At 71.1% G+C, this 24,356-nt stretch carries 19 protein-coding genes; 7 read left to right on the top strand and 12 right to left on the bottom strand.

The genetic code is table 11. The features are described 5' to 3' along the window. The 5 genes from K8625_RS19510 to K8625_RS19490 form a co-directional block, all read right to left on the bottom strand. Positions 1-1,584, bottom strand: a complete 1,584-nt coding sequence (locus K8625_RS19510; protein WP_223783549.1) for an MXAN_6577-like cysteine-rich protein — start codon at positions 1,582-1,584, stop codon at positions 1-3. Continuing rightward, positions 1,581-3,560: a TonB-dependent receptor domain-containing protein gene (locus K8625_RS19505; protein WP_223746016.1), complete on the bottom strand. Its 1,980-nt coding sequence runs from the start codon at positions 3,558-3,560 to the stop codon at positions 1,581-1,583. The genes K8625_RS19510 and K8625_RS19505 overlap by 4 nt, the downstream gene beginning before the upstream one ends. Then, a complete protein-coding gene (locus tag K8625_RS19500) occupies positions 3,557-5,650 on the bottom strand; it encodes a carbamoyltransferase C-terminal domain-containing protein (protein ID WP_223783548.1) in 2,094 nt (697 codons plus the stop codon). Before K8625_RS19500 ends, K8625_RS19505 begins: the two co-directional genes overlap by 4 nt. 8 nt (positions 5,651-5,658) lie before the next feature. After that, the gene (locus tag K8625_RS19495) at positions 5,659-6,891 is read right to left on the bottom strand and encodes a hypothetical protein (RefSeq protein ID WP_223783547.1); all 1,233 of its coding nucleotides are present in this window, start codon (positions 6,889-6,891) and stop codon (positions 5,659-5,661) included. Positions 6,892-6,960: 69 nt separating this feature from the next. Then, a complete protein-coding gene (locus K8625_RS19490) occupies positions 6,961-8,433 on the bottom strand; it encodes a cobyric acid synthase (protein WP_223783546.1) in 1,473 nt (490 codons plus the stop codon). A 70-nt stretch (positions 8,434-8,503) separates the two neighbouring features. Between K8625_RS19490 and K8625_RS19485 the strand changes: the two genes are divergently transcribed. From K8625_RS19485 to K8625_RS19475, 3 genes are read left to right on the top strand one after another with little or no spacing between them, the layout of a single operon-like run. Next, entirely contained in the window at positions 8,504-9,373 is an 870-nt protein-coding gene (locus K8625_RS19485; RefSeq protein ID WP_223746020.1) for an ABC transporter substrate-binding protein, read from the top strand. Further along, a complete protein-coding gene (locus K8625_RS19480; RefSeq protein ID WP_223746021.1) occupies positions 9,370-10,164 on the top strand; it encodes an ABC transporter ATP-binding protein in 795 nt (264 codons plus the stop codon). The genes K8625_RS19485 and K8625_RS19480 overlap by 4 nt, the downstream gene beginning before the upstream one ends. Then, positions 10,161-11,102, top strand: a complete 942-nt coding sequence (locus K8625_RS19475) for an iron ABC transporter permease (RefSeq protein WP_141326809.1) — start codon at positions 10,161-10,163, stop codon at positions 11,100-11,102. Before K8625_RS19480 ends, K8625_RS19475 begins: the two co-directional genes overlap by 4 nt. Positions 11,103-11,621: 519 nt before the next feature. Here K8625_RS19475 and K8625_RS19470 read toward each other — a convergent pair. From K8625_RS19470 to K8625_RS19445, 6 genes are all read right to left on the bottom strand, one after another. After that, positions 11,622-12,875, bottom strand: a complete 1,254-nt coding sequence (locus tag K8625_RS19470; protein ID WP_223783545.1) for a cytochrome P450 — start codon at positions 12,873-12,875, stop codon at positions 11,622-11,624. Between the two features lie 100 nt (positions 12,876-12,975). Beyond that, on the bottom strand, positions 12,976-13,596 hold the full coding sequence (locus K8625_RS19465) for a histidine phosphatase family protein (protein WP_223783544.1): 621 nt from the start codon (positions 13,594-13,596) through the stop codon (positions 12,976-12,978). 28 nt (positions 13,597-13,624) lie between these two features. Next, positions 13,625-14,365, bottom strand: coding sequence for an adenosylcobinamide-GDP ribazoletransferase (gene cobS / locus K8625_RS19460; protein ID WP_223783543.1), 741 nt, complete (start codon positions 14,363-14,365; stop codon positions 13,625-13,627). 54 nt (positions 14,366-14,419) lie between these two features. Continuing rightward, positions 14,420-15,481 carry a nicotinate-nucleotide--dimethylbenzimidazole phosphoribosyltransferase gene (gene cobT / locus K8625_RS19455; RefSeq protein ID WP_223746026.1) on the bottom strand — a complete coding sequence of 354 codons (1,062 nt, stop codon included), beginning with the start codon at positions 15,479-15,481 and terminating at the stop codon, positions 14,420-14,422. Between the two features lie 141 nt (positions 15,482-15,622). Continuing rightward, on the bottom strand, positions 15,623-16,168 hold the full coding sequence (locus tag K8625_RS19450; RefSeq protein ID WP_223783542.1) for a metal-dependent hydrolase: 546 nt from the start codon (positions 16,166-16,168) through the stop codon (positions 15,623-15,625). Between the two features lie 34 nt (positions 16,169-16,202). After that, positions 16,203-16,436, bottom strand: coding sequence for a hypothetical protein (locus K8625_RS19445; protein ID WP_141326798.1), 234 nt, complete (start codon positions 16,434-16,436; stop codon positions 16,203-16,205). Positions 16,437-16,549: 113 nt separating this feature from the next. Here K8625_RS19445 and K8625_RS19440 point away from each other — a divergent pair, with 113 nt between their 5' ends. The 3 genes from K8625_RS19440 (at position 16,550) to K8625_RS19425 (ending at position 19,975) form a co-directional block, all read left to right on the top strand. After that, positions 16,550-17,071 carry a MarR family winged helix-turn-helix transcriptional regulator gene (locus K8625_RS19440; protein WP_223783541.1) on the top strand — a complete coding sequence of 174 codons (522 nt, stop codon included), beginning with the start codon at positions 16,550-16,552 and terminating at the stop codon, positions 17,069-17,071. Positions 17,072-17,180: 109 nt separating this feature from the next. Continuing rightward, the gene (locus K8625_RS19430; RefSeq protein WP_305070900.1) at positions 17,181-18,431 is read left to right on the top strand and encodes an HlyD family secretion protein; all 1,251 of its coding nucleotides are present in this window, start codon (positions 17,181-17,183) and stop codon (positions 18,429-18,431) included. Between the two features lie 2 nt (positions 18,432-18,433). Next, complete coding sequence (locus tag K8625_RS19425; RefSeq protein ID WP_223783540.1) at positions 18,434-19,975, top strand: DHA2 family efflux MFS transporter permease subunit; 1,542 nt, start codon at positions 18,434-18,436, stop codon at positions 19,973-19,975. A 145-nt stretch (positions 19,976-20,120) separates the two neighbouring features. Here the strand turns inward: K8625_RS19425 and K8625_RS19420 are convergent, their stop codons facing one another. Further along, on the bottom strand, positions 20,121-21,143 hold the full coding sequence (locus K8625_RS19420) for a heparin lyase I family protein (protein ID WP_223746031.1): 1,023 nt from the start codon (positions 21,141-21,143) through the stop codon (positions 20,121-20,123). A 460-nt stretch (positions 21,144-21,603) separates the two neighbouring features. Between K8625_RS19420 and K8625_RS19415 the strand changes: the two genes are divergently transcribed. After that, the gene (locus K8625_RS19415; RefSeq protein WP_223783539.1) at positions 21,604-24,351 is read left to right on the top strand and encodes a CHAT domain-containing protein; all 2,748 of its coding nucleotides are present in this window, start codon (positions 21,604-21,606) and stop codon (positions 24,349-24,351) included. The last annotated feature ends 5 nt before the right edge of the window (positions 24,352-24,356 follow it).

Here is a 24,356-nt window from a genome sequence, read left to right as displayed (position 1 = left end):
TCAGGGCAGGGCCACCACGTCGCTGACCAGCGAGAAGCCGCTGGCGGGGCAGGCGGCGATGGCGGGCTCGGAGGTGTCCTTCAGGCCCCGACGCTCGACCAGGGTGTTGCCCACGATTTCGTGGACGAAGACGCGGCCGCCGTTGGTGTCGCCGGTGTAGATGCGCGGGCCCACCACGGCGAATCGGCCGGCGGCGGGGATGGGGCAGGAGCCGATGCCCGGCGAGCAGGCGATGGGCTCCGAGGCCACCACGGTGTCCTGCGCGTCCAGCATCACCAGGCCCGTGCGCTCCACGGACACCAGCTTGAACTCGGCGTCATAGGTGGACTTGCCGCCGCAGCTCACCACCAGGTGCTCGCCCACGGAGGCCACCGCGTTGGGGTTGAGGCAGTCGTCGCCCAGGCCGACGAGGCTCACCGCGCCCGTCGCCGGCTCGATGCGCGCGAGCAGGCCCGGGCCGCCGGGGGCGTAGGTGGCGGGGTTGAGGTTGTTGAGGGCCACGTACACCTTGCCGCGGTGCTCGGTGATGCCCGCGGGCGTCGACAGCGTGGTGTTGTCCGGGAAGGGCCGCAGCGCGGCGCCGGTGGGCAGGTCGATGGTGGCCGTCACCCTCGGCTCGGAGGGAGACGCCAGCGAGACGCGCGCCACGCGGCCTCCGGCGCTCGGGTCGCCCACGAGGTTGCCGTAGAGGGTGACCCACAGCTCGTTGCCCACGCGCGCCATGCCGAAGGGGTTGGTGTTGGCGCCGAAGCTCACGCTGGCCACGTTCTGGAGCGAGATGCCCTCGGGGTGGCGCTTGCCGGGCGGGAGCGGCTCGGTGCTCCGCAGCACCTGGAGCGTGTTGTCGGTGGAGTTGAGGATGTAGATGAACGGCCCCTCGACGAGGACCTGGTTGGGCGCGCGGCCCGTGTCGTGGCGCGGAGGCAGCACGCCGTAGTCGTCCAGCCGCGCCTGGATGAGCTTGCGCGTGGAGTCGAGCACCAGCAGCACGTCGCTCATCCGCGCGGCGCTCTGCGGCGACGACGCCACGAGCGTGCCGGGGCCCTTGAGGTCCACGCCGGACTGGATGCCCACCACCTGGCCGGTGTTGAAGCACGTGGCCACGATGTCGTACGTGCACACGCCGCCCCGGCACGTCCGCGCGTCGCCGCAGACGTTGCCGCAGGCGCCGCAGTTCAGGTTGCTCGAGTCCCCGTCCACGCACGCGTTGCCGCAGCGGAGCAGGCCCGCGGTGCAGTTCAGCTGGCACGTGCCCTGCTCGCACACCTCGCTGCTGTCGCACGTCGTGCCGCAGGCGCCGCAGTGCTGGGGCGAGGACCGGGTGTCGACGCAGGCGCCGTCACAGGCCGTGGTCCCCGTCAGACAGCGACACGCGCCCTCGGCGCAGAGCTGGCCTTCGCCACAGGCGTTGCCGCAGGCGCCACAGTTCGCGGACTCGCTGGTGAGGTCCGCGCAGGTGTCGCCGCAGCGGGAGAGGCCCTCGCTGCAGACGACGCCCTCGTCGGGACAGCCGGTGAGCAGCAGGCAGGAGAGCAGGGAGCAGAGGAGCGCCAGGTGGCGTCCTGGAGGAGGCGAGGGCCTCATGGGGTGTCCGCCTTTTTGGCAGTGGAGGGGGAGGGTGGGACGTCGAGCGCCAGGGCCACGGAGGCGAGCACCGCGCGGCCCGGCAGGGGATAGCCGTCGAAGTCGTCGACGTGGACGTCGAGCACGTTCTTGAGGTCGACGGAGAAGGTGAAGGCGGGGCGCTGGCCCACCGTGGTGGACAGGCCCGCGTGCAGGAGCGTGCGGCCCGGGAGCACCAGCTCGCCGGTGCGGTTGCGAAGCTGTGAGGACTGGGCGCGCACTTCCACGCGGCCCGTGAGCCACGAGGGGCCCGCCGTCACTCGCGCGGCGAGGGTGTGGCGCGGCCGGAGCGGGATGTCCTTCAGGTAGTAGCGCGGGTCGTCCCGGAGGTTGCGGGAGACGAGGAACGTGTACGCCAGCGAGCCGGACAGGAAGGAGAAGGGGCGCGCCTCCGCGTCCACCTCCAGGCCGGCGACGCGCGCGGAGGCGAAGTTGCTCGGCTTCGCGGCGAACGGCGGATACGCCTCGTAGGTGATGAGGTCCTCGTAGCTCGCGAAGAAACCTCCCACCGACACGAGCGAGCGCTCCGTGCGGTGCGCCAGCGCCACGTCCGCGGACACGGCGCGCTCGGGGCGCAGGTCCGGGTTGGGCAGCAGCGTGCCCTGGCGCACGTACAGCTCCACCAGCGAGGGGGCCCGGTGCGCCTGTCCCACGTTGGCGCGCAGCTCCAGGCGCGCGGGCAGCGTCACGCGCGCGCCCAGCTTGGGGGACAGCAGCGTGAACGCGCCCACGCGCTCCACGCGCAGCGAGGGCGTCACGTGGAGCCGGCCGTCGAGCAGCGCCAGGTCATCCATGACGCGGACGCTGGCGCGCAGCCACGATGTGCGTCCGTCCGAAGTCACGGGCGCGCCAGCGGTGGCCACGCCTTCCCCGCCGAGGCTCGCCAGCGCGGAGACGACGTTCCAGCTTCCCAGCGGCAGGCTGCCCTCGGCCTCCACGCCGCCCGTGCGCAGGGTCTGCACGCCCTGCTGTGGCAGCGGACCGCCCGACAGCTCCAGTCGCTCCTGGCGATAGTGCGCGCGAGCGGACACGTGGACGTGGTGGCCCAGGTCGCCCAGCACGCGCAGGCTCAGGATGCCGCGACGGTTGGACTGACGCGCGTCCGCGAGCGGGTTCTGCGCCGTGCCCGCGAGCCCTCGTCCTTCCAGGGTCCCTTCGCCCATCGCGTCCAGCACCACGCCCTGGGAGAGGCGGCGGCGCAGTCGCACGAGCGCCCCGGCGCCGCGCGCGTCGTTGTTCTCGCGACGTCGCAGCTCGGGCGCGTCACCCGGCAGCGTGGGCGTGGCATCGAACGGATAGAAGAAGCGCCCGGACGACGTGCCGCCGTGGAGCAGCAGGAGCAGCTCGCTGTCCAGCACGGGCCCGGTGAGCGACAGCCACCCGGTGGTGGTGTTCCAGCTCCCGTGGCTCAGCTCGCCCGCGAGGCTCAACGTGTCACCGGGGGCGCGGGTGATGATGTTCACCACGCCGCCGAGCGCGCCGCTGCCGTGGCTCGAGCCCGCGCTCCCGCGCATCACCTCCAGCTCACGGGCGAGCGCGAGCGGGACGCGCGACAGGTCCAGGCTCCCGCCCGCGCCGTTGAGGGGGATGCCGTCGAGCAGCACCAACGTCCCGTTCGACGAGGCGCCGCGCACCACCAGGCTCTTTCCCTGGCCGTATCCGCCCGAGTCCTGGATGGAGACGCCGGGCGCGGTGGACAGCACCTCCGCGGTGTCGCGCGCGGTGCCGCCGCGCTCCTCCACGGAGATGACGGTGACGACGCTGCTCGGGTCGCGACGAGCGGCGCGGTCCATCGGCTCCGGGTCGGGCACCTCGCCCACCACGTCGATGACCTCGGACATGGGCGGAGTGCCGGCGTCCTCGGTGGACTGGGCCCGCACGGGGGCGCACGCCAGCAGCACCAGGCCCAGCAGTCCCCTGGCGAGCGTCGTCCTCACACTCCCGGACCGAACTGGAGGACGCGGGCGCGCCGCAGCGTGCCGAGCATCCGCGTCAGCTTCTGCTCATCAATGCTCGAGTCCTCGCGAGACACCCGCTCCAGGAGCTTCCAGCCGGTCATCCCGCGCTCCACCTGGTCCACGAGCCTCGACAGCTCGCTCGACACGAGCTGCACGGCCGCGCCCCACGGCGTCCGCACCTTGAACGCGCCACCTTGTTGCCCGCTGCCCAGCATCCGGCGCGCATCCTCCAGGTTGCGTCCCGAGGCGTCCAGGCCAAAGCCCAGCGGCTCCTTCAAGAGGGGACGCAGGTCCAGCGTGTCCTCCGCGCTTTCCGAGGACAGGGGCGCGATTCGCTCTCCGAGGACGAGCACCTCCAGGTCCAGCAGTGAATGCAGCGCCTCGTGCTTGGACACGAAGCGGTCCAGCAGCACGCAGCCCTCCAGCCCCGTGGACAGCAGGCCCCACAGCGCGTCCTCGGGCGTCTCGACGATGGGCTCCCCGGCGATGTTGAACGAGGTGTTGAGCAGGACGGGGACGCCGGTGCGTTCATCGAACGCGGTGAGCAGCGCGTGCAGCAGGGGCGTGTGCTCCCTCGTCACCGTCTGCACGCGGCCGGTGCCGTTGACGTGGGCGACGGCGGGGACGCGCTCGCGCTGCTCCTCACGGAAGCGCCACACGCGGAGCATGAAGGGGCTGTCCGTGGAGGCCGTGTCGACGTCGAACCACTCGCGCACCTTCTCCGCGAGGATGATGGGGGCGAAGGGACGGAAGCCCTCGCGGAACTTCACCCGCGCGTTGAGGGTGTCCTTCATGTCGCGAGGCCGCGGGTCGCAGAGGATGCTCCGCTGGCCCAGGGAGCGTGGACCCAGCTCGGAGCCGCCCTGGAACCAGCCGAGCATCTTCCCCTCGGCGAGCAGATCGGCCACCTCGGGGACGAGTCGCGGCAGCCTGCGCGACACCACCGCGGGCACGGTGCGCAGCGCGGTGTCGCAGTCCTCGGCGGAGTACGTCCTGCCCGTGCTGTCATGGCCCAGTCGCCGCGTGGAGCGCCGCCCCGTGAGCTGCCAAAGCCCGTGGTACGCCGCGCCGATGGCGGTGCCGCTGTCCTCCGCGGCGGGCATCACGTAGAGGTCCTTGAAGCCGCTCTCGGTGAAGAGCCGCTCGTTCGCCACGCTGTTGAGCGCGACGCCCCCGGCGTAGCAGAGCGCGTCGCAGGACGTGCTCGCGCGCAGTCGACGCACCAGCCGCAAGAGCCCGTCCTCCAGCGCCGCCTGCGCCGAGGCCGCGAGGTTCCGATACTCCACCTGTCGCGCGGGCCAGCGCTCGTCATGCGTGAAGCGGCGAGGCACGGTGTCGTGGAACACGAAGCGCCCGTCGACGATGTCGAAGAAGTCCGACACGGGGGTGTCCGCCACGCCGTGAGGCGCCAGGCCCATGACCTTGCCCGGCCCCTCCAGGACATCCGAGAAGAGCTGCCGTCCGACGGCGGAGTACAGCCCGCCCAGGCTGCCGAAGCGAGGCATGCCCCGGAAGCGCTCCAGGTCCACGGAGGACGTCACCTCCAGGAACGTGCCCAGGTGCTTCTCCACCGGCACGAAGCCCTCGCGCGACGCGTGGTAGACGGACAGCGTCTCCTCTCCGCGTCGCTCGGTGACGACCGCCGCCAGCTCCTCGGGGGACAGGTCCTGGACGTTGGAGCCGAACCCGTCCACGACGAGCACCAGCGCCTCGTCGAAGCCGGACGTCGCGAACGCGCCCACCGCGTGGCCCAGGTGGTGCGAGAGGTAGCGCACCGGGACACCCGGAGCGAGGTCCGGGTTGGCGCGTACGTCGTACAGCGGCCCGCGAGGCCCCATCAGCGAGCAGCACGAGACGAGGCTGAGCTCGTCCGCGCGGATGCCCGCCGTCTCCAGGCAGTAGCGCACCGCGAAGGACACGGCCCCGCCAGGGAGCCACGCCCGCTTGCGGCGGAGGAGTCGCTCCTCCTGCACGGCGACGACCAGCTCGTCACCACGCAGGAGGCACGCGGCGCCGTTGTGATTCGACGCGCCGATGCCCAGCACCCACGGAGCGCTGTCCCGGGACATCGCCGTGCTCAGTGGACCAGCGACGGCGCTTGAGGCGGCGCGGCCTTGGGCGCCTGCTGGCGTTGCGCGGGCGCGGGCGGAGCGACGTTGAAGAGGTTGACGAGCACGCCCACGGCGGCGAGCTGCGAGGTGGCCGGGTTGTAGTCGATGGCCTCACCGATGGGGAAATCCACCGAGCTGACGGCCTGCACCTGGAGCTGTCCGTCCGGCGTGACGAGCACCGTCCACAGCAGACCCTCCTGCGTGGTGGCGAAGACGTGGGGCTGCCCGCCCACGCTGGCCATCGCGGCGCGGAACGCGAAGGACTGCGGCAGGGACAGGTTCTGCTTCAGGTCCACCGAGCCCTGCGACTGGAGCTCCGCGGGGCGCACGCGGAACAGCCACGTGTTCTTGTCCGACGGGCCCACCGAGCAGGCCACGGCCACCAGGTGGTCATCCAGGATGGCCAGGCCGTTGATGCCGCGCTGGGCCGCCGGGTTGTAGCGCTTGCGCGCCAGCACGTTGCCCTGGGGGAGCTGGAGCATCACCAGGTCTCCGTCCTCGGAGCCGGTGATGACCACGCCGTCGCGCCACGAGACGATGTCCCGCACGTTCCACAGCTGGAACGGGCTGGGGATGGGGTCGGGCGAGCGCACATCGACTTTCTTCAGCACCGCCAGCTGCCGGCCGTTGCGCGTGACGCTCCAGATGAGGACGAAGCCGTTCTCGTGGCCGGTGACGAGGTACTCCCGGTTCCCATGGGTGACGAAGACGGCGCTGTTGGCCGTGCCCACGTCCGCGTCGTAGGCGAAGTTCTGGTAGCGGAACGCGCGCGGCAGCCGGTCCAGCAGCGCGGGCTCGGCGTCCTCCGCGACGGTCAGGTCCCGCTCGCGCCACAGGGTGATGGTGGTGCTGTCGTTGGATGTCACGAACGTCCGCTCATCCCGCACGGCCATCATCTCCACGCCCCGGTTGGCGGGCGTGCGCAGCACGTCCGTGAGCATGGGACCCCACTCGGTGGGTCCAGGCGGGCGGAAGAGCGTCATCGAGCCATCCAGCCGTCCCACGATGAACCGCCCCGCGTCCAACCACTGCAATTGCTGGGTGTAGGGGTACGTCGTGCCAACGGGCGTGAGGACCTGCTGGGTGAGTGTCTTCGGGGCGGTGTCGAGCTGGTCCTGCGCGAGCGCGCTGTGCTGGCAAGCCATGGCCAAGAGCAGCACCACGCGCGGAAGGACACGAGCGAATCCATCGAGCTTCACGTTGAGCCTCCTCCTTACATTCGCCTGTCGTCGGGAATCCCCGAGCGCCCCCTTTGGCGGGATGAAGAGTCAGTCGATGGATGTCATGTGCTCGGCCAGGGCGGCAGCGAGCCGATTATAGCTGTCCTCCCGACGGGTGTCGTGGTTGCACAGGGGCGCTGTCAGGACTGGCAATCCCTTGCGCTGGCGCAGCGTGTCGACGAAGGCGCGGCTCAGACGAGGATTCTTGAACAGGTCATGGATGAAGGTGCCGAAGATGGGCAGCCGCTCGTGCACCGCGCCATCGAAGCCGCCGGGGTGGGCATACATCGGCCGCGCGCTGTCGTACCGGATGAGCCCGGAATGAATCTCATACCCGGACACCTCGCCCGCATCCCGCAAGGGATTGTCCTTCGTCGGGGTGTAGTGGCGGTTGAAGACCGTCTTGCCCGGCAGGAACTCCACGTCGATGTCCAGCAGGCCCAGGCCGGTGGTGCTGCCGTGCTCGGACTCGCGGCGGTGCTCGTCGAGCAGGTGGCGCCCCAGCATCTGGAAGCCGCCGCAGATGCCGACGATGGGCGTGGTGGCGCTCAGCTCCTGGAGCACGCGCTCGAAGCCGATGCGCCGCAGGTGGACCAGGTCCCCCACCGTGTTCTTGGTGCCGGGCAGGATGATGGCGTCGGGCGCGCCCAGCTGGTCCACGGAGCGCACGAAGCGCACGCGCACGTGGGGCTCCTCCTGGAGGTAGTCGAAGTCGGTGCTGTTGGAGATGTGGGGCAGGTAGAGGACGGCGATGTCGACCTCGGGTGTGCCGTGCATGCGGGGCTGGACGCGGTCCTCTTCTTCCAGGGCGAGGGACAGGTAGGGCAGCACCCCGACGACGGGCTTCTTCGCGTGCTGCTCGAGGAAGTCCACGGCGGGCTGGAGGACCTGCCGGTCACCCCGGAACTTGTTGATGATGAAGCCACAGATGCGCGCGACGTCCTCGGGGGCGACCAGCTCCAGGACGCGCAGCGTGCCGAGCAGCTCCGCCACCACGCCGCCCTTGTCGATGTCCGCCGCCACGAAGACGCGGGCGTCCAGGCGGTGGGCCACCTCCATGTTCACCACGTCGAACGGGCGCAGGTTGGGCTCCGCGCAGCTCCCCGCGCCCTCGGCGATGACCAGGTCGTAGTGGCGGTTCAGGTGGTCGATGGACTCCTGGATGGCGGCGAGCTTGAGCGCACGGTGCGTGTCGGCCAGGAAGTACTCGCGCGCGTCGACGTCCCGGTGGGGCCTGCCGTGGATGATGAGCTGGCTGACGCTGTCCGACTTGGGCTTGAGCAGCAGCGGGTTCATGTGGACGATGGGCCGCTGCCTCGCCGCGAAGGACTGCACCGCGGTGGCGCGGGCAATCTCCTCGTTCTCCTCGGTGACGAAGGAGTTGAGGGACATGTTCTGCGACTTGAACGGGGCCACGCGCAGGCCCCGGTTGGCGTACAGGCGGCACAGCCCGGCCACCAGCGTGGTCTTCCCCACGTGGGAACCCGTGCCCTGAATCATGAGGTGGGGGTGCTTCGACATGGCGGGCCTCCTCTGGCGGGTGCACTATAAGGCGCTCGTCACGCACTCCTCGGTGCGTGATTGTCCTCCCATGTCCCCTTCGCGCTCCTTTCGGCTCCTCGGTCTCGCGCTCCTGCTCCTCGCGGGCTGCCAGCGCTCCTCGCCTCCGGCCCAGGAGCCGGGCGCGCGGCGGCTCGTCTCGCTGTCCCCCGGAATCACGGAGACGCTCTACGCGCTGGGGGCGGGGCCGCAGGTGGTGGGGCGCTCGGACTATTCGTCCTGGCCCCCCGAGGCAGAGGGCGTGCCCAAGGTCGGCTCCACGCTGGCGCCCAACTACGAGGCCATCGCCCGGCTCAAGCCCACGCTCATCCTGGATGAGCAGGTGAAGCAGGCTCCCGCGGGCTCGCTGGCCGCCGTCGCGCCGGTGAAGGTGCTGCCCTGGCTCACGGTGGACGACGTGGCGAACGGGGTCCGCGAGCTGGGGCGGCAGACGGGCCGCGAGGCGCAGGCGAACGAGCTGGCCGCGAAGGTGGAGAGCACGCTGAAGCGGGCACCTCCGAAGGACGCGCCCCGGGTGCTGCTGGTGATTGGCGACGCGGAGGCCGGGCTCTCCAGCATCTGGTACATCCGCAAGGGCTCGCTGCACGGCGCGGCGCTGGAGGCCGCGGGCGCGCGCAACGCCGTGGCCGAGGACCCGGGTGGTCCGCCGAACATCTCCGTCGAGCAGCTCATGACGTTGGACCCGGACATCATCCTCGTGCTGCTGGAGGGCCCCGTGCCGACGCCCGAGGAGGAGGCGCGGCAGCTGGCCGCGTGGAAGCAGCTGTCGGTGCTGCGCGCGGTGAAGGAGGGGCGCGTGAAGCTGGTGGCGGGGCCGGGAGTGCAGTCCACCGGTCCGCGCATCCTGGACCTGGTGGAGCGACTGAAGGTCGCGCTGCGCTTCGACGCGAAGACGCCATGACGTCCACGCTGGAGGTCTCCGGGGCGACGGTGCGCAAGGGGGAGCGGACGCTGCTGGCGGACGTGTCCCTTCGGCTCGGGGCTGGAGACTTCGTGGCGGTGGTGGGCCCCAATGGGGCGGGCAAGACGACGTTGATGCGCGTGGCGCTCGGGCTGGAGCGTCCGGACGCGGGGCGCGTCACGGTGGACGGGCGCGACGTGGCGGCGCTGTCGCCCCGGGAGCGCGCGGCCCATGTCGCGTGGCTGCCCCAGCGTGTGCAGGTCTCCGAGCCCATCACCGCGCTGGAGCACGTGGCCGCGGCGCGCTATCGCTTCCGGGAGTCGCATCGCCGCTCGGAGGAGCAGGCGCGGGCGGCGCTGGAGCGGGTGCAGGCGGAGGGGCTCGCCTCGCGGCGAATCACGGAGCTGTCCGGCGGGGAGCAGCAGCGCGTCGCGGTGGCGGCGCTGCTGGCGCAGGAGTCGCCGCTGGTGATGCTGGACGAGCCCGCGAACTTCCTGGACCCCGCGCAGCAGTTGGAGCTGTACGCGCTGGTGGGGCGGCTGTGGCGCTCGGGGCTGGGGGTGCTGTGCATCACGCATGACATCAACGTGCTTGCTCACGCGGTGCAGCACGGGGGCGAGGGACGGATTCGGGTGCTGGGGTTGTCGCGGGGCCGGGTGGCGTTCGAGTCGCACTACGACGCGCCGGAGCTGGGTGAGCACCTGGGGCAGGTGTTCTCCGTGCGGATGCGTGGCGTGGAGGTCGAGGGCCGGAGAGTCTTCGTGGGCCTGCCGCTGGAGGGTGGCGAATGAAGGCCCGGCTGGTGGTGATGTTGCTGTTGTGCGGGCTGGTGGTCGTCGCCGCGCCGTTCATCGGGCCTCCGATGCCGCCGGACGCGCGGGACTTCATCCTCTGGCAGCTGCGCATCCCCCGGACGCTGATGGCGCTGCTGGTGGGCGGCACGCTGTCGCTGGTGGGGGCGGTGTACCAGTCGCTCTTCGCCAATCCGCTCGCCGCGCCGAGCACGGTGGGCACCACGGCCGGGGCCACGCTGGGAGCGCTGGTGGCCATCGTGCTGGGAGCCCGCTCGGCGCTGTGGGGCTTGCCGCTCATCACCGCGTCGGCCTTCGCCGGGGCGCTGGGGGTCAGCCTGCTGGTGGCCGCCATCGCCGCGGGGCGGGGCGTGCGGATGAACGATTTGGTGCTCGCGGGCATCGCCTTCTCGATGGCGGCGGGCGCCATCTCCACGGGCGTGCAGTTCTCGGCCGACTCGGCGGAGCTGCTGGCGGCCACGCGGTGGACGATGGGGCACCTGCCGCAGGTGGGCTACCAGGGAATCGTCGCGCTCGTGCCCATCGCGGCCGTGTCGGTGGTGGGGCTGTTGTCGCTGACGCGGGCGCTGGAGGTGTTCATCTCCGGCGAGGAGCATGCCGAGTCGCAGGGCGTCAACGTGCGTGTGGTGCGCATGGCCTCGATTGGCTTGGGGGCGCTCGGCGTGGCGGGCTGTGTTGCGTGGTGTGGCCCCATCGCGTTCGTGGAGCTCATCGTTCCGCACATCGTCCGGCGCGTGCTGGGCGTGAGCCGGCGCGTGCTGCTGCCGTGCTCGGTCATCGTGGGCGCGAGCTTCCTGGCACTCTGTGACGCGGCCTCCCGAGTCATCTTGCCTGGGCGAGAGCCGCCCGTGGGGCTGGTGACGGCGGCGCTGGGTACACCACTGCTCGTGTACCTGGTGGCGCGAAAGTCGCGCTGAGCCTCGGGCTCTGCGCTGGTCGGGCAGGGTGACATCGGCGCCAGGGACCGCGCTGCTCGTGGACCTGGTGTCGCGCAAGCCGCGCTGAGCGTCGGGCTCACAGCCAGCAGGGTGACGGTGGCGATAGTCACGCGGATGCGGCGTGTATCTGGTCGCGTGCAAGTGGCGCCGAGCTTCAATCTCACAGCCGGCAGAGTGATGGTGGCGATAGGCACGCGGATGCGTCGTGTGCCTGGTGGCGTGCAAGTCGCGCTGAGCTTCATGTCGAGAGCCTGCAGGGTGGCGGCGGAGCCACGGTCAGCGCTGCTTGTGTACTTGGTGGCGCGCAAGTCGTGCGGAGCTTCATTCCCAGCGCTGACAGGGTGGCGATGGCGCTGGGCGCAGCGCTGCTCGTGTACCTGGTGGCGTGAAAGTCGCGCTGAGCCTCGGGCTCAGCGCTGGCACGACAGGGTGATGGCAGCGCCAGGGACCGCGCTGCTCGTGCACTTGATGGCGCGCAGGCCCGGCTGAGCTTCAGGTTCAGAGCTGGCAGGGCAGGGTGGTGAGGCCACGGAACACGGCGGTGTCGCGTCGCTTCCACGCACCGGGCACGAGCCGAAGCTGCGGCAGCTCGCGCGCCAGCGTCCCGAACGCGCTCTGTGCCTCGATGCGCCCGAGCGCCGCGCCGACGCATTGGTGGATGCCGTGGCCGAAGGCGATGTGCTGGAGGTCCGTGCGCTGGATGTCCAGCGCGTCGGGGTTCTCGAAGCGCCTGGGGTCCCGATTCGCCGCGCCGAGCAGCACCCACGCCCACTCACCCGCGCGGACATGAGTCCCTCCCACGTCCACGTCCTCCTGCGCCATGCGCGAGACGAGCTGCAGGGGCGTGTCGAAGCGCAGCACCTCCTCCACCGCCCCCTTGGTTCGCGAGGGCTCGGCGCACAAGGCCTCCCACTGCGCGCGGTGCTCCATCAGCGCGAGCACCCCGTTGCCGATGAGGTTGACGGAGGTGTCGTAGCCGCCGAAGAGCAGCAGCATGCACGTGGGCAGCAGCTCCTCCTCGCTCAGCGCCTGTTCGTCCTCCTGCGCGGCCACCAACAGTCCGAGGACATCCGTGCGTCGCGACTGTCGGCGCCGGGTGACGGCGGCCTGGAGGGACTGGTGCACCTCACGCGTGGCGGCGCTCGCGGCCTCGCGAACACCCAGCGGAGCGGAGGCATCCGCGCACCGTGCGAGGCACAGCGCCCAGTGCTGATAGAGCCCCTCATCCAGATCATCCGCGCCCACCAGCTGGCGCAGCGTGCTGCGGGCCAGGGGCATGGCGAACTCGGAGATGACATCCATTCCTCCACGCTGACGCGCCTGGAAGACCAGCGACTCCGCCAGGGCCTGGATGTGGATGGCCAGCTCCTTCATGCGCGGGCCCAGGGCCCGCTTCGTCACCGCGCGCAGGCGCGTATGGTCCGGCGGGTCCATCAGCAGGAACCACTGGTTGTGCATGGCGGACAGCGCCGCGAGCGCCTCCGGCGGGGGAGGGTAGTCCTGGGGGCGGCGTTTCCTCGCGCTGGCGATGTTCCGACTGAAGCGGGGATTGGCGAGCACCTCCAGGCAGTCCGCGTGCCGCGAGAACAGCCACAGCTGGGACTCGGCGCTCCAGCACGCGGGCTGCTCGAGGAGCCGCGCGTAGACGGCGTAGGGGTTGTTGAGCGCCTGCGCGGAGAAGGGGTCGGGCGTCTTGCCGGGGGCGCGGATGACGGGACGTCCGCTGGCCTCGCCTGGCGGTTGGGTCTCCATGCGCGTGACGCCCCCTTGTGCACGACGGAACTTCAATCCCAGACAAGCCACCAAAGGCTACGCCTCGCACGGAAACACCGTCAAGCCGAGGCGTGGTGCGTCACGGCTCCGCGTTCATCAACTTCACCACGGGCTCATCGCCATAGAAGTCGATGACATTCACCGCCGCGTGCACCTGGTCCAGTCGGAACAGGTGCTCATCCGACATCCCGAGTGCCTCGCAGAGCAGGGTGCGATTGACGCCGCCGTGGGACACCAGCGCGAAGCACTGGCCGGGATGACGTGCCCGCAGCGCCCGACCTCCTGCGCGCACGCGCTCGCGCATCTCGGAGAACGTCTCTCCCTCGGGGAAGCGCACCTGTGCGGGGTGTGTCATCCACTCCGCGTACACGGCGGGGAAGCGGCGCTCGGCCTCCTCGTAGGTGAGCCCCTCGAAGAGACCGAAGTCGATCTCCCGGAAGGCCTCCTCCACCCGAAGCTCCAGCCCCCGGCCCTCCGTGAGCCGCTTCGCCGTGTCGAGCGCGCGGAGCCGGGGACTCGAATACAGGCCGTGCAGCTCCACCCGCGCGAGCAGCCGCGCCGCGCGCTCGGCCTGGACGTGTCCCTCGGGCGCGAGGCCCACGTCGAGCCTCCCGTAGCAGCGGCCCTTCATCTCCTCGGAGGGCTTGCCGTGCCTCACCAGAACCATGCGCGTCACGCCGCTCGGCAGTCGCCAGTCCACGCGTCCGTTTCCTTTCGTCGAGAGCGCGTCAGCCGAGCGCCAGCGCGAGCACGAGCACCACCGCCTCGCACACCTCGGTGTTGGCGCCCATCGTATCGCCCGTGATTCCGTCAATCTTCTTCCGGCACCACAGGGCCTGGAGCATCGACACCAAGGCCACGGCCCCCATGATGACACCCCCCTTCCAGCCCATGAGCCCCACGGCGATGCCGAGCCCCAGCACCGTGGCCCCCGCCACCTCGACGCGCCCGACATAATCCGTGATGGCCATGCCGATGCCGCCGGAGCGGCGCGCATAGGGGAACAGCCACCCCTGGGGCACCGAGCCCCACCGGCCCAGACTCAGCGCCACCACCAGTGCCACGTCCGCCTGTCCCCGCTCGAGCAGGGCCGCCAGCGCGCTCGACTTCAGCCCCACGTTCAACAGCAGGGCCGTGCCGCCATACGCGCCGATGACGTGGTCGCGCATGATGCGCAGCACGTCCTCCTTCGTGCGTCCGCCCCCAAAGCCGTCCGCCATGTCCGCCAGCCCGTCCAGGTGCAGCGCGCCGGTGAGCAGCGCGTAGACGATGAGCAGGATGAACGCCGTCACGGTGGCGGGCAGCAGGGGGAAGAGCGCGTGGCGCACGCCCACCAGGATGGCCGCGAGCAGCGCGCCGACGAGCGGGAAGCACAGCGTGGCGCGGCCCACGTCGCCAGCGTCGAACGTGGCCGCCCCGGGGACGGGGATGCGACTGAGGAACGCGATGCCGGCGAGAAGTCGCTTCATGGGAGCCCAGGTATGGCGCGACTCCCGCCGGGTTTCCAGCCGGGGACACGCGCTTCAGCGCTGTGACTTCTCCGCGACGCCGGCCGAGGCGAAGGTCGCCATCTCGTGCAGCACGTGCAGGCTGCTGTCCACCAGCCCCATCGCGAGCACCGCGCCGGTGCCCTCGCCCAGCCTCAGCCCCAAATCCAACAGGGGCCGCAGCCGCAGCGCCTCCAGCACCCGCCGGTGGCCCGCCTCGCGCGACATGTGGCTGGCCATGAGGAAGGGCATCACCCGGGGACACAGGCGCGCCGCCACCAGCCCGGCGACCGAGGAGATGAAGCCATCCAGCATCACCGGAACGCGCTTGGACGCCGCGCCGAGCGCCGCGCCCGCGAGCCCCGCGATTTCGAACCCGCCCACCTTGGCGAGCACGTCCAGCGGGTCCGCCGCGTCCGGCTGGTTCACCACCAACGCCCGCCGCACCACGTCCACCTTGCGCGTCAGGCCCGCGTCATCCACGCCCGTGCCGCGCCCGGTGGCCATGTCCGGCGACACACCCGCGAGCACACACGTCAGCGCCGACGACGCGGTGGTGTTGCCGATGCCCATGTCACCCAGGCCGAGCAGCGTCACGCCCGACTCCGCCAGCTCGATGGCCAGCAGCGCGCCCACGCTCAGCGCCTCCTCGGCCGTCTTGCGCGACATCGCCGGCCCCTTCGCCAGGTTCCCCGTGCCGGGGCCCATGCGGTGGTGGCGCACGCCCGTGAGCCCCTCCACGGGCACCCGCACGCCCATGTCGACGACCTCCACGCGCACGTCGTGCTGCCGTGACAGCACGTTGATGGCCGCGCCGCCCCGGGAGAAGTTGGCGACCATCTGCGCGGTGACCTCGGCGGGATAGGCGCTCACGCCCTCCTCCGTCACCCCGTGGTCCGCCGCCATCACCACCATGCCCTTGCGAGGCATCGCCGGAGCGGGCTCTCCCCGCAGCGCGGCCCACTGACACGCCAGCTCCTCCAGGCGGCCGAGGCTGCCCTGGGGTTTGGTCTTCATGTCCAACAGGCCCTGGCACTGCCTGCCGGCCTCGACGTCAGGTTCGGGAATCCTGCCGAGCACGTCACGGTATGCGGGCATCGGGCCCCCTTCGCGGGAAGGGCTTCAAGCTAGGCGCTGCGCGTCCGGGGACACAACCCCGCACCGCGCCCGCGGGTCCCCGTGCTCGAGATATGTCACGGCCCCTACAGCGCGGTTGTCTCGTGGGACAGGTGAGGGCCTTCAGCCGTTGGGCTTCGCGGCGGGCTCCTCGCCCTTGAAGCGCTTGCGCAGCGTCTGCGTGACGACCGCGTCCCAGCGCGCGGAGAACACCTCGACGAAGGTTCGACGCCCGGGACCCAGCGCGCACGCGAGGACGGCCAGCGTGGTGAACAGCCCGATGACCGAGTTCTGCCACGACGACAGGTCCCACTGCCCCTGCCAGAACCACTCCCGCATGCTCGTGGGCCAGGAGTAGTGGATGGGCCAGCCGGGCCCGCTTCCCGCCAGGTCGCAGACGAGGTGCAGGTGGAACGCCACCATCGCGAGCACCGCCACCCGGGCGTGCTGCCTCGCCAGGGCCACGCACACCGCCGTGGTGACGAGCGCGCCCACATAGCCGTGGAAGAGCACGTGGTGGTAGCGCGCGTACCACTCCTCGCCACCCAGCAGCGTCAGCCCATCCAGGTCCGGCGCCAGCCCCGCGCACGTGACGAGGATGCGGTCCCTCCGCTCACGCAGCCCCTGGGCCGTGAGCCACGCCAGCTCCGCATGGACGATGGGGTTCATGTCCCCACGAGCTTACGGCGCCCCCGGCCCGCGCTCACAGGGGCAGGGGCGCCACGCGCGGCGTCCCCAGGAGCGCCAGCGTCCGCGCCGCCACGTCCACCAGCGTGGCCGAGCAGGGCTGGCAGCCGCCTCCGCAGCAGCTCGGCCACTCGCCCTCCGGCTCGCGCAGCAGGGGGTACACGCAGCTGCGCAGATAATCCGGCAGACCGGCCTCGTCGCTCGCCTGCCGCAGCGCCGCCTGCACGGTGGGGTCTTTCACATCCAGCACCTCCCCGTCATAACAGCGCGTCCGTTTCCTCCCACCGGCTCCACTATTTCGTTGCGCGCGGTAGTTAGGAGCCTTACGACTCAGGGGCGGCGGGGTCTTCGCCGCGCCTCACCATGAGCGTCACGCCTCCCATCACCCGCTTCGAGCGGCTGCAGCGACTGTCGCAGCGCTTCCCTCAACTGGACGCGAGCGCCATCGAGACCTGCGTCCTCTTGCTGCGCATGTCCAACGAGCTGTCGAGCGCCTACGAGGCCAACCTCGCGCGCCACGGCCTGTCCACGGGCCGCTTCACCGTGCTGGCCCGCCTGCTCTCCTACAGCGAGAGCGAGGAGGGCCAGGGCCTCACCCCGGCCGAACTGGCGGAGAGCTCCTGTGTGAGCCGGGCCACGATGACGGGGCTGCTCGACACGCTGGAGAAGGACGGCCTCATCTCCCGCGCCGACCATCCCGATGACCGGCGCATGTACACCGTGCACCTCACGCCGAAGGCGAGAGCGCTCCTGGAGGAGCTTCTGCCCGTGCACTTCCGCCGCGTCGCCGCGCTGATGTCCACGCTGAGCGAGCCGGAGCGCGCCACCCTGCGCGAGCTGTTGACCAAGGTCTCCTCCGGACTGCCTGCCTTCCGAGAGCCCTGAGCTTCCCCTCGAACCCTCGATTCCCCTCGGGCCCGGCCCGACGGACGTCTTGTCATGGCCATGTGGTTAGGCCCCTTATCATCGACCCGTTGAACCTTCGAGAACGCCCATGAGCACTGCCTCACCCTCCCTGAATGCCCAGGACACCGACGTACCGAAGAAGAGCCCCTCGCTCGTGAAGGAGCCGGCGGCGCCGCGCTCCAGGGCGAAGCGGGTGTTGCCCGCGCTGTTGGGGATTGCGCTGTTGGGCGGCGCCGCGCGCTGGGTGCTGACCCGGGGCGAGGAGTCCACCGATGACGCGCAGGTGGAGGGCCGCATCGCCAACGTGTCGCCGCGAATCTCGGGGCAGGTGGCCCGGGTGCTGGTGACGGACAACCAGCAGGTGAAGGCCGGCGACGTGCTGGTGGAGCTGGACGCCACGGACCTGGAGGCGAAGCTGGAGGTGGCCCGCGCGGACGTGTCGAGCGCGGAGGCGCAGTCGGCGAACGCGCAGGCGCAGCTGGCGCTCACCGAGGTCAACGCGGGGGCCAACCTGCGTCAGGCGCGCGGCGGCGTGGTGCAGGCGAATAGCGGCATCAGCTCGTCCAAGGCGGCGCTGGACCAGGCGCGCGCGGACGTGGTGGCGGCGGAGGCGCGCTTCAAGCTGGCGGACACGGACCTGACGCGGGTGAAGACGCTGAAGGCGGAGGGCGCGGTGACGCAGGCGGACCTGGATGCGCGGCAGTCCACGCATGACCAGGCGAAGGCGGCGCTGGACGTGGCCAAGGCGCGGCTGACGTCCACGGAGGCGGGCGTGCAGGGCTCCTCCGGTGGCCTGGAGACGGCGCAGGGCAAGCTGGCCGCCGCGGAGACGGGGCCGGTGCAGGTGCAGGCCGCGCAGGCGGCGGTGAAGCTGGCGGACGCGAAGCTCAAGCAGGCCCAGGCCGCGCTGCACCTGGCGGAGCTGGCGGTGTCGTACACGAAGGTCCGCGCGCCGACGAATGGCGTGGTGAGCCGCCGCACGGTGGAGGTGGGCCACATGGTGGGCCCGGAGCGTCCGCTGATGGCGGTGGTGCCGCAGGACGACGTGTGGGTGGTGGCGAACTTCAAGGAGGACCAGGTCGGCGAGATGAAGGCGGGGCAGGCGGTGGACGTGGAGGTGGATGCCTTCAGCGGTCATCACTTCAAGGGCCACGTGGACAGCCTGGCGGGGGCCAGCGGGGCGCGCTTCGCGCTGCTGCCTCCGGACAACGCGTCCGGCAACTTCGTGAAGGTGGTGCAGCGCATCCCGGTGCTCATCCGCTTCGACGGTGACGCGAAGGACGTGGCCCTCAAGCCGGGCATGAGCGCCGTCGTCACGGTGAACACGAGGGGCGAGTAGTCGTGAAGGGCGACGTCATCACCGGCTCGAAGGCCGGTATCACCATCGCCGCGATGGCGGCGGCGTTGATGTCCGTGCTGGACATCTCGATTGTGAATGTCGCGCTCAGCGACATCCGCGCGAGCTTCGGCACGCCGATGGACCAGATTGCGTGGGTCTCCACCGGCTACATGATGGCCAACGTGGTGGTCATCCCGATGACGGGCTGGCTGCAGCGTCGGTTCGGGTTCCGGCGCTACTTCACCGCGTCCATCCTCATCTTCACGGCGGCCAGCCTGTTGTGTGGGCTCGCGTGGAACCTGCCGTCGCTCGTGGTCTTCCGAATCCTCCAGGGCGTGGGAGGCGGCGCCATCATCCCCACGTCGCAGGCGATTCTGTTCGCGCGCTATCCGCAGAAGGAGCACGGCATGGCCGGCGCGCTCTTCGGCCTGGGCGCGGTGACGGGGCCGCTCTTGGGTCCGACGGTGGGCGGGATGCTCATCGAGGTGGCGAGCTGGCACTGGATATTCCTCATCAACCTGCCGGTGGGCCTGTTCGCCGCGTACATGGCGTGGCGTCACATCGAGCAGAAGGACTTCGAGGTGTCCCACGAGCGGGTGGACCGCTGGGGCATCGGCCTGTTGGCGGTGGGCATGGCCGCGCTGCAGTTCGTGCTGGAGGAGGGCACGCGCGAGGACTGGTTCGACAGCATGAAGATCACCGTGCTCGCGGTGGTGGCGGGGGTGGCGCTCATCACGTTCATCGTGCACGAGCTGGAGACCCCGCAGCCGGTGGTGGACTTGAGGGTGTTCGCGAACCGCTCGTACGCGGCGGCGACGGGGGTGAACTTCCTCATCGGCACGGCGCTGTTCGGCGGCTCGTTCCTGTTCAGCCTCTTCTGCGGAACGGTGATGCGCTACTCGGCGCTCGACATCGGGCTGGTGTTCTTGAAGGGCAGCTTCATCCAGGTGTTGTTGATGCCGCTCATCGGGAAGTTCGGCGGCAAGGTGGACGGGCGGATGCTGGTGGGGGTGGGCATCATCGGGATGTGCCTGTCCTTGTGGACGAACGGGCACTTGAGCAGCACGGCGGACGAGGCGGCGCTGATTGCGCCGGTGTTCATCCGGGCGTGTTCGATGGGGTTCATCTTCGTGCCGCTGTCGGTGATGGCGCTGAGCAACCTGCGTCCGGACCAGCGAGGCAACGCGGCGGGGCTGTTCAACCTGACGCGTGAATTGGGCGGGTCCATTGGCACGGCGTGGATGAGCAGCGCGCTCAACCGGCTGACGCAGGTGAACAACACGGCGCTGGCGTCGCATGTGGATGCGTACAGCCAGGTGACGCAGGAGCAGCTCGCCGCGATGCAGGCCACGGTGGCCTCGCGGGTGACGGACCCCCTGGCCGCGGCCTATGGCCTGTTCAGCCAGCGCATCAACCTGCAGGCCCTGGTGCGGGCCTTCAACGCCAACTTCACCGTGCTCACGGCCATCTTCGCGTGCTCACTGGTGCTGGTGTTCATGCTGCGCCGCGCCGACCCCAACGTGAAGGTCGAGGGCGCGCACTGAGGGCTGGGCGCTGGCTGGGTCGATGAAGCGGGTCCTCCCTCCTGGGGTGGACCCGCTTCTTCGTGGGCGCCTTTCTGAAAAGACGAAGCGGGCCCGCCCTGCTGGAGGACGGACCCGCTGTGGACCTTCACGGTGTCGCGGTGGCTCAGCGACGCGCGCCGCGAGCACGCACCGTCGCCGGCTTGCGCCGACGGCTCAGCAGCGCCGCGAACGCGAGCAGGCCCGTGGCGGCGATGAACGGAGCCCCGCCCGTCGCCGTCGCACCGCAGCCCTGCGCCGCCTGCGGATTGTCCGTGCCGTCATCCGTGTCGATGACACCCACGCGCGGCGTGCCCGTGCCCGGCAGCGTGGGCACGTTGACGATGGGCGGCGTGGTGGGCGTCGGCGTGGGCTCGGGCGTCGGCTCCGGGGTGGGCGTGGGCTCGGGCGTCGGCTCCGGGGTGGGCTCCGGCGCGGGCGGAGGCGGCAGGACGTCCTCCAGCGCGGTGCTCATGGTGAAGCCATCGTGGTACACGCTCGCCTCGGGACGGATGCTGTCCTCGCGGTACAGCCCGAGCTTCAGGTAGTTCATCTCCTTGCCGAACTGCGTCGCCCCCATCGTCTTCGGCAGCACCAGCTTCCCGTTGTGCCACAGCTGCACGAAGCCGACCTTCGCGTTGGACGACCACTTCACCTGCAGGATGAAGTCGTGCCACTGGCCCTTGTTGAGGGGCCCCTTCCAGGGGATGTCACCGTCCGCGCCACCCACGCGCAGGTGCATCTGGTCCCCCTTCACGAAGAACTCCAGCGGCGGCGAGCCACAGCAGCCCTCCTGGTGCCACTGCGCGAAGACCTGCCACCCATCCGAGATGGGGTAGTTCGACGGGAACATCGTGCTCCACTTGTAGAAGTACGTGGAGCCCGCCTTCTCCTCGCTGATGTAGAGCAGCTCGTTGCGGTTGCCGCTGGCGCCGATGGGGTCATCGCCCTGACGCACCGTGGCCTTCAACGCATAGCGGCCCTCACGGACCACGTCCGACACCACCTGCAGGCGGCTGTTCGCGACGCTCTGCGAGCGCGTCCACTGCGAAATGTTTCCGGTCTCGAAGTCGCCCTTCCACACCACCTCCGCGGACGCGAGGGGGGGAACCAGCAACACCAGGGCGGCGAGTCGAAGGAATGCGGTCAAACGAGGTCCTTTCATTCCGGGTTGGCGCATTGGGACATCCGGCCGGCCGTGCTACTTCCCGCTCCCGCTCGCCCGCCAAGCCCCTGAGGTCCCTGCCCCCGGTCCGCTGCTCGGTGGGGCACGAGGAGTCGGGGCGCCCTCGGCCCCGCTCGTCGCTTGCCGTCCACCGCAATGATTCCCGGAGGATGAAGCGACGCGCCGGAAGTGGGAGCGCGCGGCACCTTGGGCTCCCGCGGCGCTCGCCCGCTGTGCGGCCCGGGGACGCGGCGTCTTCTTCCGTGCCTGCGCCCACGCGGGAAATTCGCCCAAGAAATGCCGGCGCCCAAGGACCCGGTGGGATGTGCGTTCGTACAGAGGCGACAGGTCCGGTGTGGGCCTGGAGTCGTCGCCAGCCGGAGGGTTGGTGTAGAACCCGACCGGTGGGCGCCTGTCTGGGGGAGACAGCACCCGAGGGGGCAGCATGTGGAAGTCGAAGTCCGACAAGGCCCTGGTCCTGGCGTTGGCCGCGCCCGTGCTTGTCGTCACCGCGCTGCTCGTGCGCACGCCGTCCGGGGGAAGCGGCGTGGAGGCGCGCTTCTGGGCCGAGCGTCGGGCGTCCGCGCGCATCGAGGCCCGCCTCACCTATCCGGAGGCCGACCGCTACCGACCGCGCGTCTCGGCCGGCGGCTGTCTGGTCCCCGCCGAGCCCATCCCCCTCAAGGAGCTGGCCCGGCTGGAGGAGGAGGGCAACTGGGCGGGCATCGCCGCCGCCTACGGCCTGCAGGGTGAGTGGAACCAGGCGGGCTCCTTCCTCGAGCGCATGTCGTCCTCCGTCGACCGCGACAGTGACCTGGCCGCCGTGCAGCTCTCCCGGGGCGCACACGAGCAGGCCCTGCGGCTGCTGGACCGCGTGCTGGCCAAGTCCCCCGCGCATCCCCAGGCGCTGTGGAACCGCGCCCTGGCGCTGCGCGACATGGGCCTGACGATGAAGGCCGCGGAGACCTTCGAGAGGGTGGCCGCGCTCGGCGAGCAGGGCTGGAGCAGGGAGGCCAAGGCGCAGGCGCTGACGCTGCGCGAGGAGACGCAAGCGCGCTCGCGCAAGTGGCACGGCGCGCGCGACGCCACGCTGGCCCTGCTGGAGGACCCCAAGGCGCCGCTGCCCCTCCAGGAGGCGCGTCAGACTCCCGGCGTGGTGCGGCAGCACTTCTACGACGTGGTCCGCGCCGCGCCCTCCAAGGAGCGCGTGCTGGCGCTGATGCCGCTGGCGCGGGAGCTGGACCGGCTGCAGGGCGGCACGTCGCTCGGCGACTACGTGACGCGGGTGTCCGGCCGCGACTTCACGCGGCGCGGCGCCCTGGCCCAGGGGTACTCCGAGTGGGTCAGGAAGCGCGCGGGCGCGCCGGAGTCACTGGTGGAGACGGTGCGCGCCTCGGGTGAGGAGGACCTGTTCGTGGGCATGGCCCTGCACAACAAGGCCGCCGCGCTGCGCTACCTGCCGGACCTGGTCTCCCACGTCCAGCGAGAGAAGGACACCTGGCTCGGCCTGTTCCTGGAGCGCGAGCAGGCCCGCAAGGAGACGGCGGACGGCGAGTGGTGGAAGGCCGAGCAGCGCCTGTTCAACGCGCTCCAGCGCTGCCGCGAGGGCGCCTTCTCCGCGCGCTGCGTGGACCTGGAGCTCCGCCTGGGCATCCTCTACGCGGAGCTGCGCCGGCTGACAGAGGCCGAGCAGCACGCGCGCACCGCCTGGTCCTGGGCCCGCCAGCTCCAGGAGTGGGAGCTGGAGCTCACCACGCTGGAGCTGCTCGTGCACATCTCCCGGGACCGCGGGGACTTCTCCAGCGCGCTCGCCTACGTGGAGGAGTGGACCGCGCGCGGCGGCCGCGTCATCGACACCTGCTACTGGCCCCACATCAACCAGGCCCACACGCACTACCTGGCCCTGCGTCCGGAGGCCGCGCGCGCCTCGCTGGAGGCCGCCGCCGCGTGTCCCAACGCGAAGCTGGACCTGATGTTCGGCGCCACCTTCGCGGAGATGGCCCGCGCCCGTCCGGACCCGAAGGACGCCGAGCGGCTGAGCCAGGCGCTCGACGTCGCGCGCGCCAGCAACCCCACGCCCGGCGACGCCATCTACGCGCGCTACCTGGAGGGCCGCTTCGTGCTGGACCACGAGCACGAGCGCGGCGTGGCGCTGCTCACGCGCACCCTCGAGGACGCGCGCAAGCTGCCGTCCACCGAGCCTTTGGCGCGCGAGGCGTGGACCCTGGCCTACTCCTCGCTCGTCACCGACGCGGGGCGCCGGGGCGAGTACGCGCGCGCCCTGGAGCTGCTCGCCGAGCAGCTGGGGACCCAGGTGCCCCAGCGGTGCGCGCTCGGCGCCGCCGTCCACAACGAGCGCTCCGTGGCCGTCGCCCGGGGGCCCGGGGGTGAGCTCGTCGGTGACTACCAGGGCACGCGCGAAGTGCCCTTCGCGGAGAGCCCCAGCGTCAAGCTCGTCCCCGAGCACGTGCGCCAGGCGCTCAAGGGCTGCGCCCAGGTGGAGGTGCTCGCGTGGGCGCCCGTCTTCGGCCGCACGGACCTGTTGCCCGTGGACCAGCCGTGGAGTTTCCGCATGGGCCGCATCGTCCCGGGCGTGTCCGCGCCGTCGCGGCGCCTGGTCGTCTCCAGTGTGGAGGCGCCCGCGCTGTTGCAACTGCCCAGGCTGCCCACGTGGACGCCGCCGCCCGAGCCGGAGCCCACGGCGCTGGAGCTGTTGTCCGGCTCGGACGCCACGCCCTCGCGCGTGCTGTCCAGCATGTCGGACGCGACGGAAATCGAGATTCACGCGCACGGCATCAGCGACCCCGTGCTGTCGGACGCCTCGCTGGTGGTGCTCTCGCCCGAGGGCAACGGCCGCTACGCGCTGACGGCGGACATCGTGCGCAAGCAGAAGCTCGCCGGCGCGCCCATGGTGTTCCTGGCCGCGTGCAGCGCGGGGCGGCTCGCCTCCACCACCACGCACGAGCCCTTCAGCCTGCCCGCCGCCTTCATCGAGGCCGGCGCACGCGCGGTGCTCGCCTCCACGGTGGACATCCCCGACGCCGCCGGGCGCTTCTTCGACGGCGTGCGCCAGCGCATCCGCGGCGGCACCGCCCCCGCGGTGGCCCTGCGCGACGAGCGCCAGAAGTGGCTCGCCCGCGACGCCCGCAACGGCTGGACGCACCACGTGCTGCTGGTGGAGACGTCCGACTGACACCC

This window comes from Myxococcus sp. AS-1-15, assembly GCF_020037055.1.
GTDB lineage: Bacteria > Myxococcota > Myxococcia > Myxococcales > Myxococcaceae > Myxococcus > Myxococcus fulvus.
The sequence above is the reverse complement of the archived record's forward strand: the minus strand, read 5'-3'. Positions and strand labels throughout refer to the sequence as shown.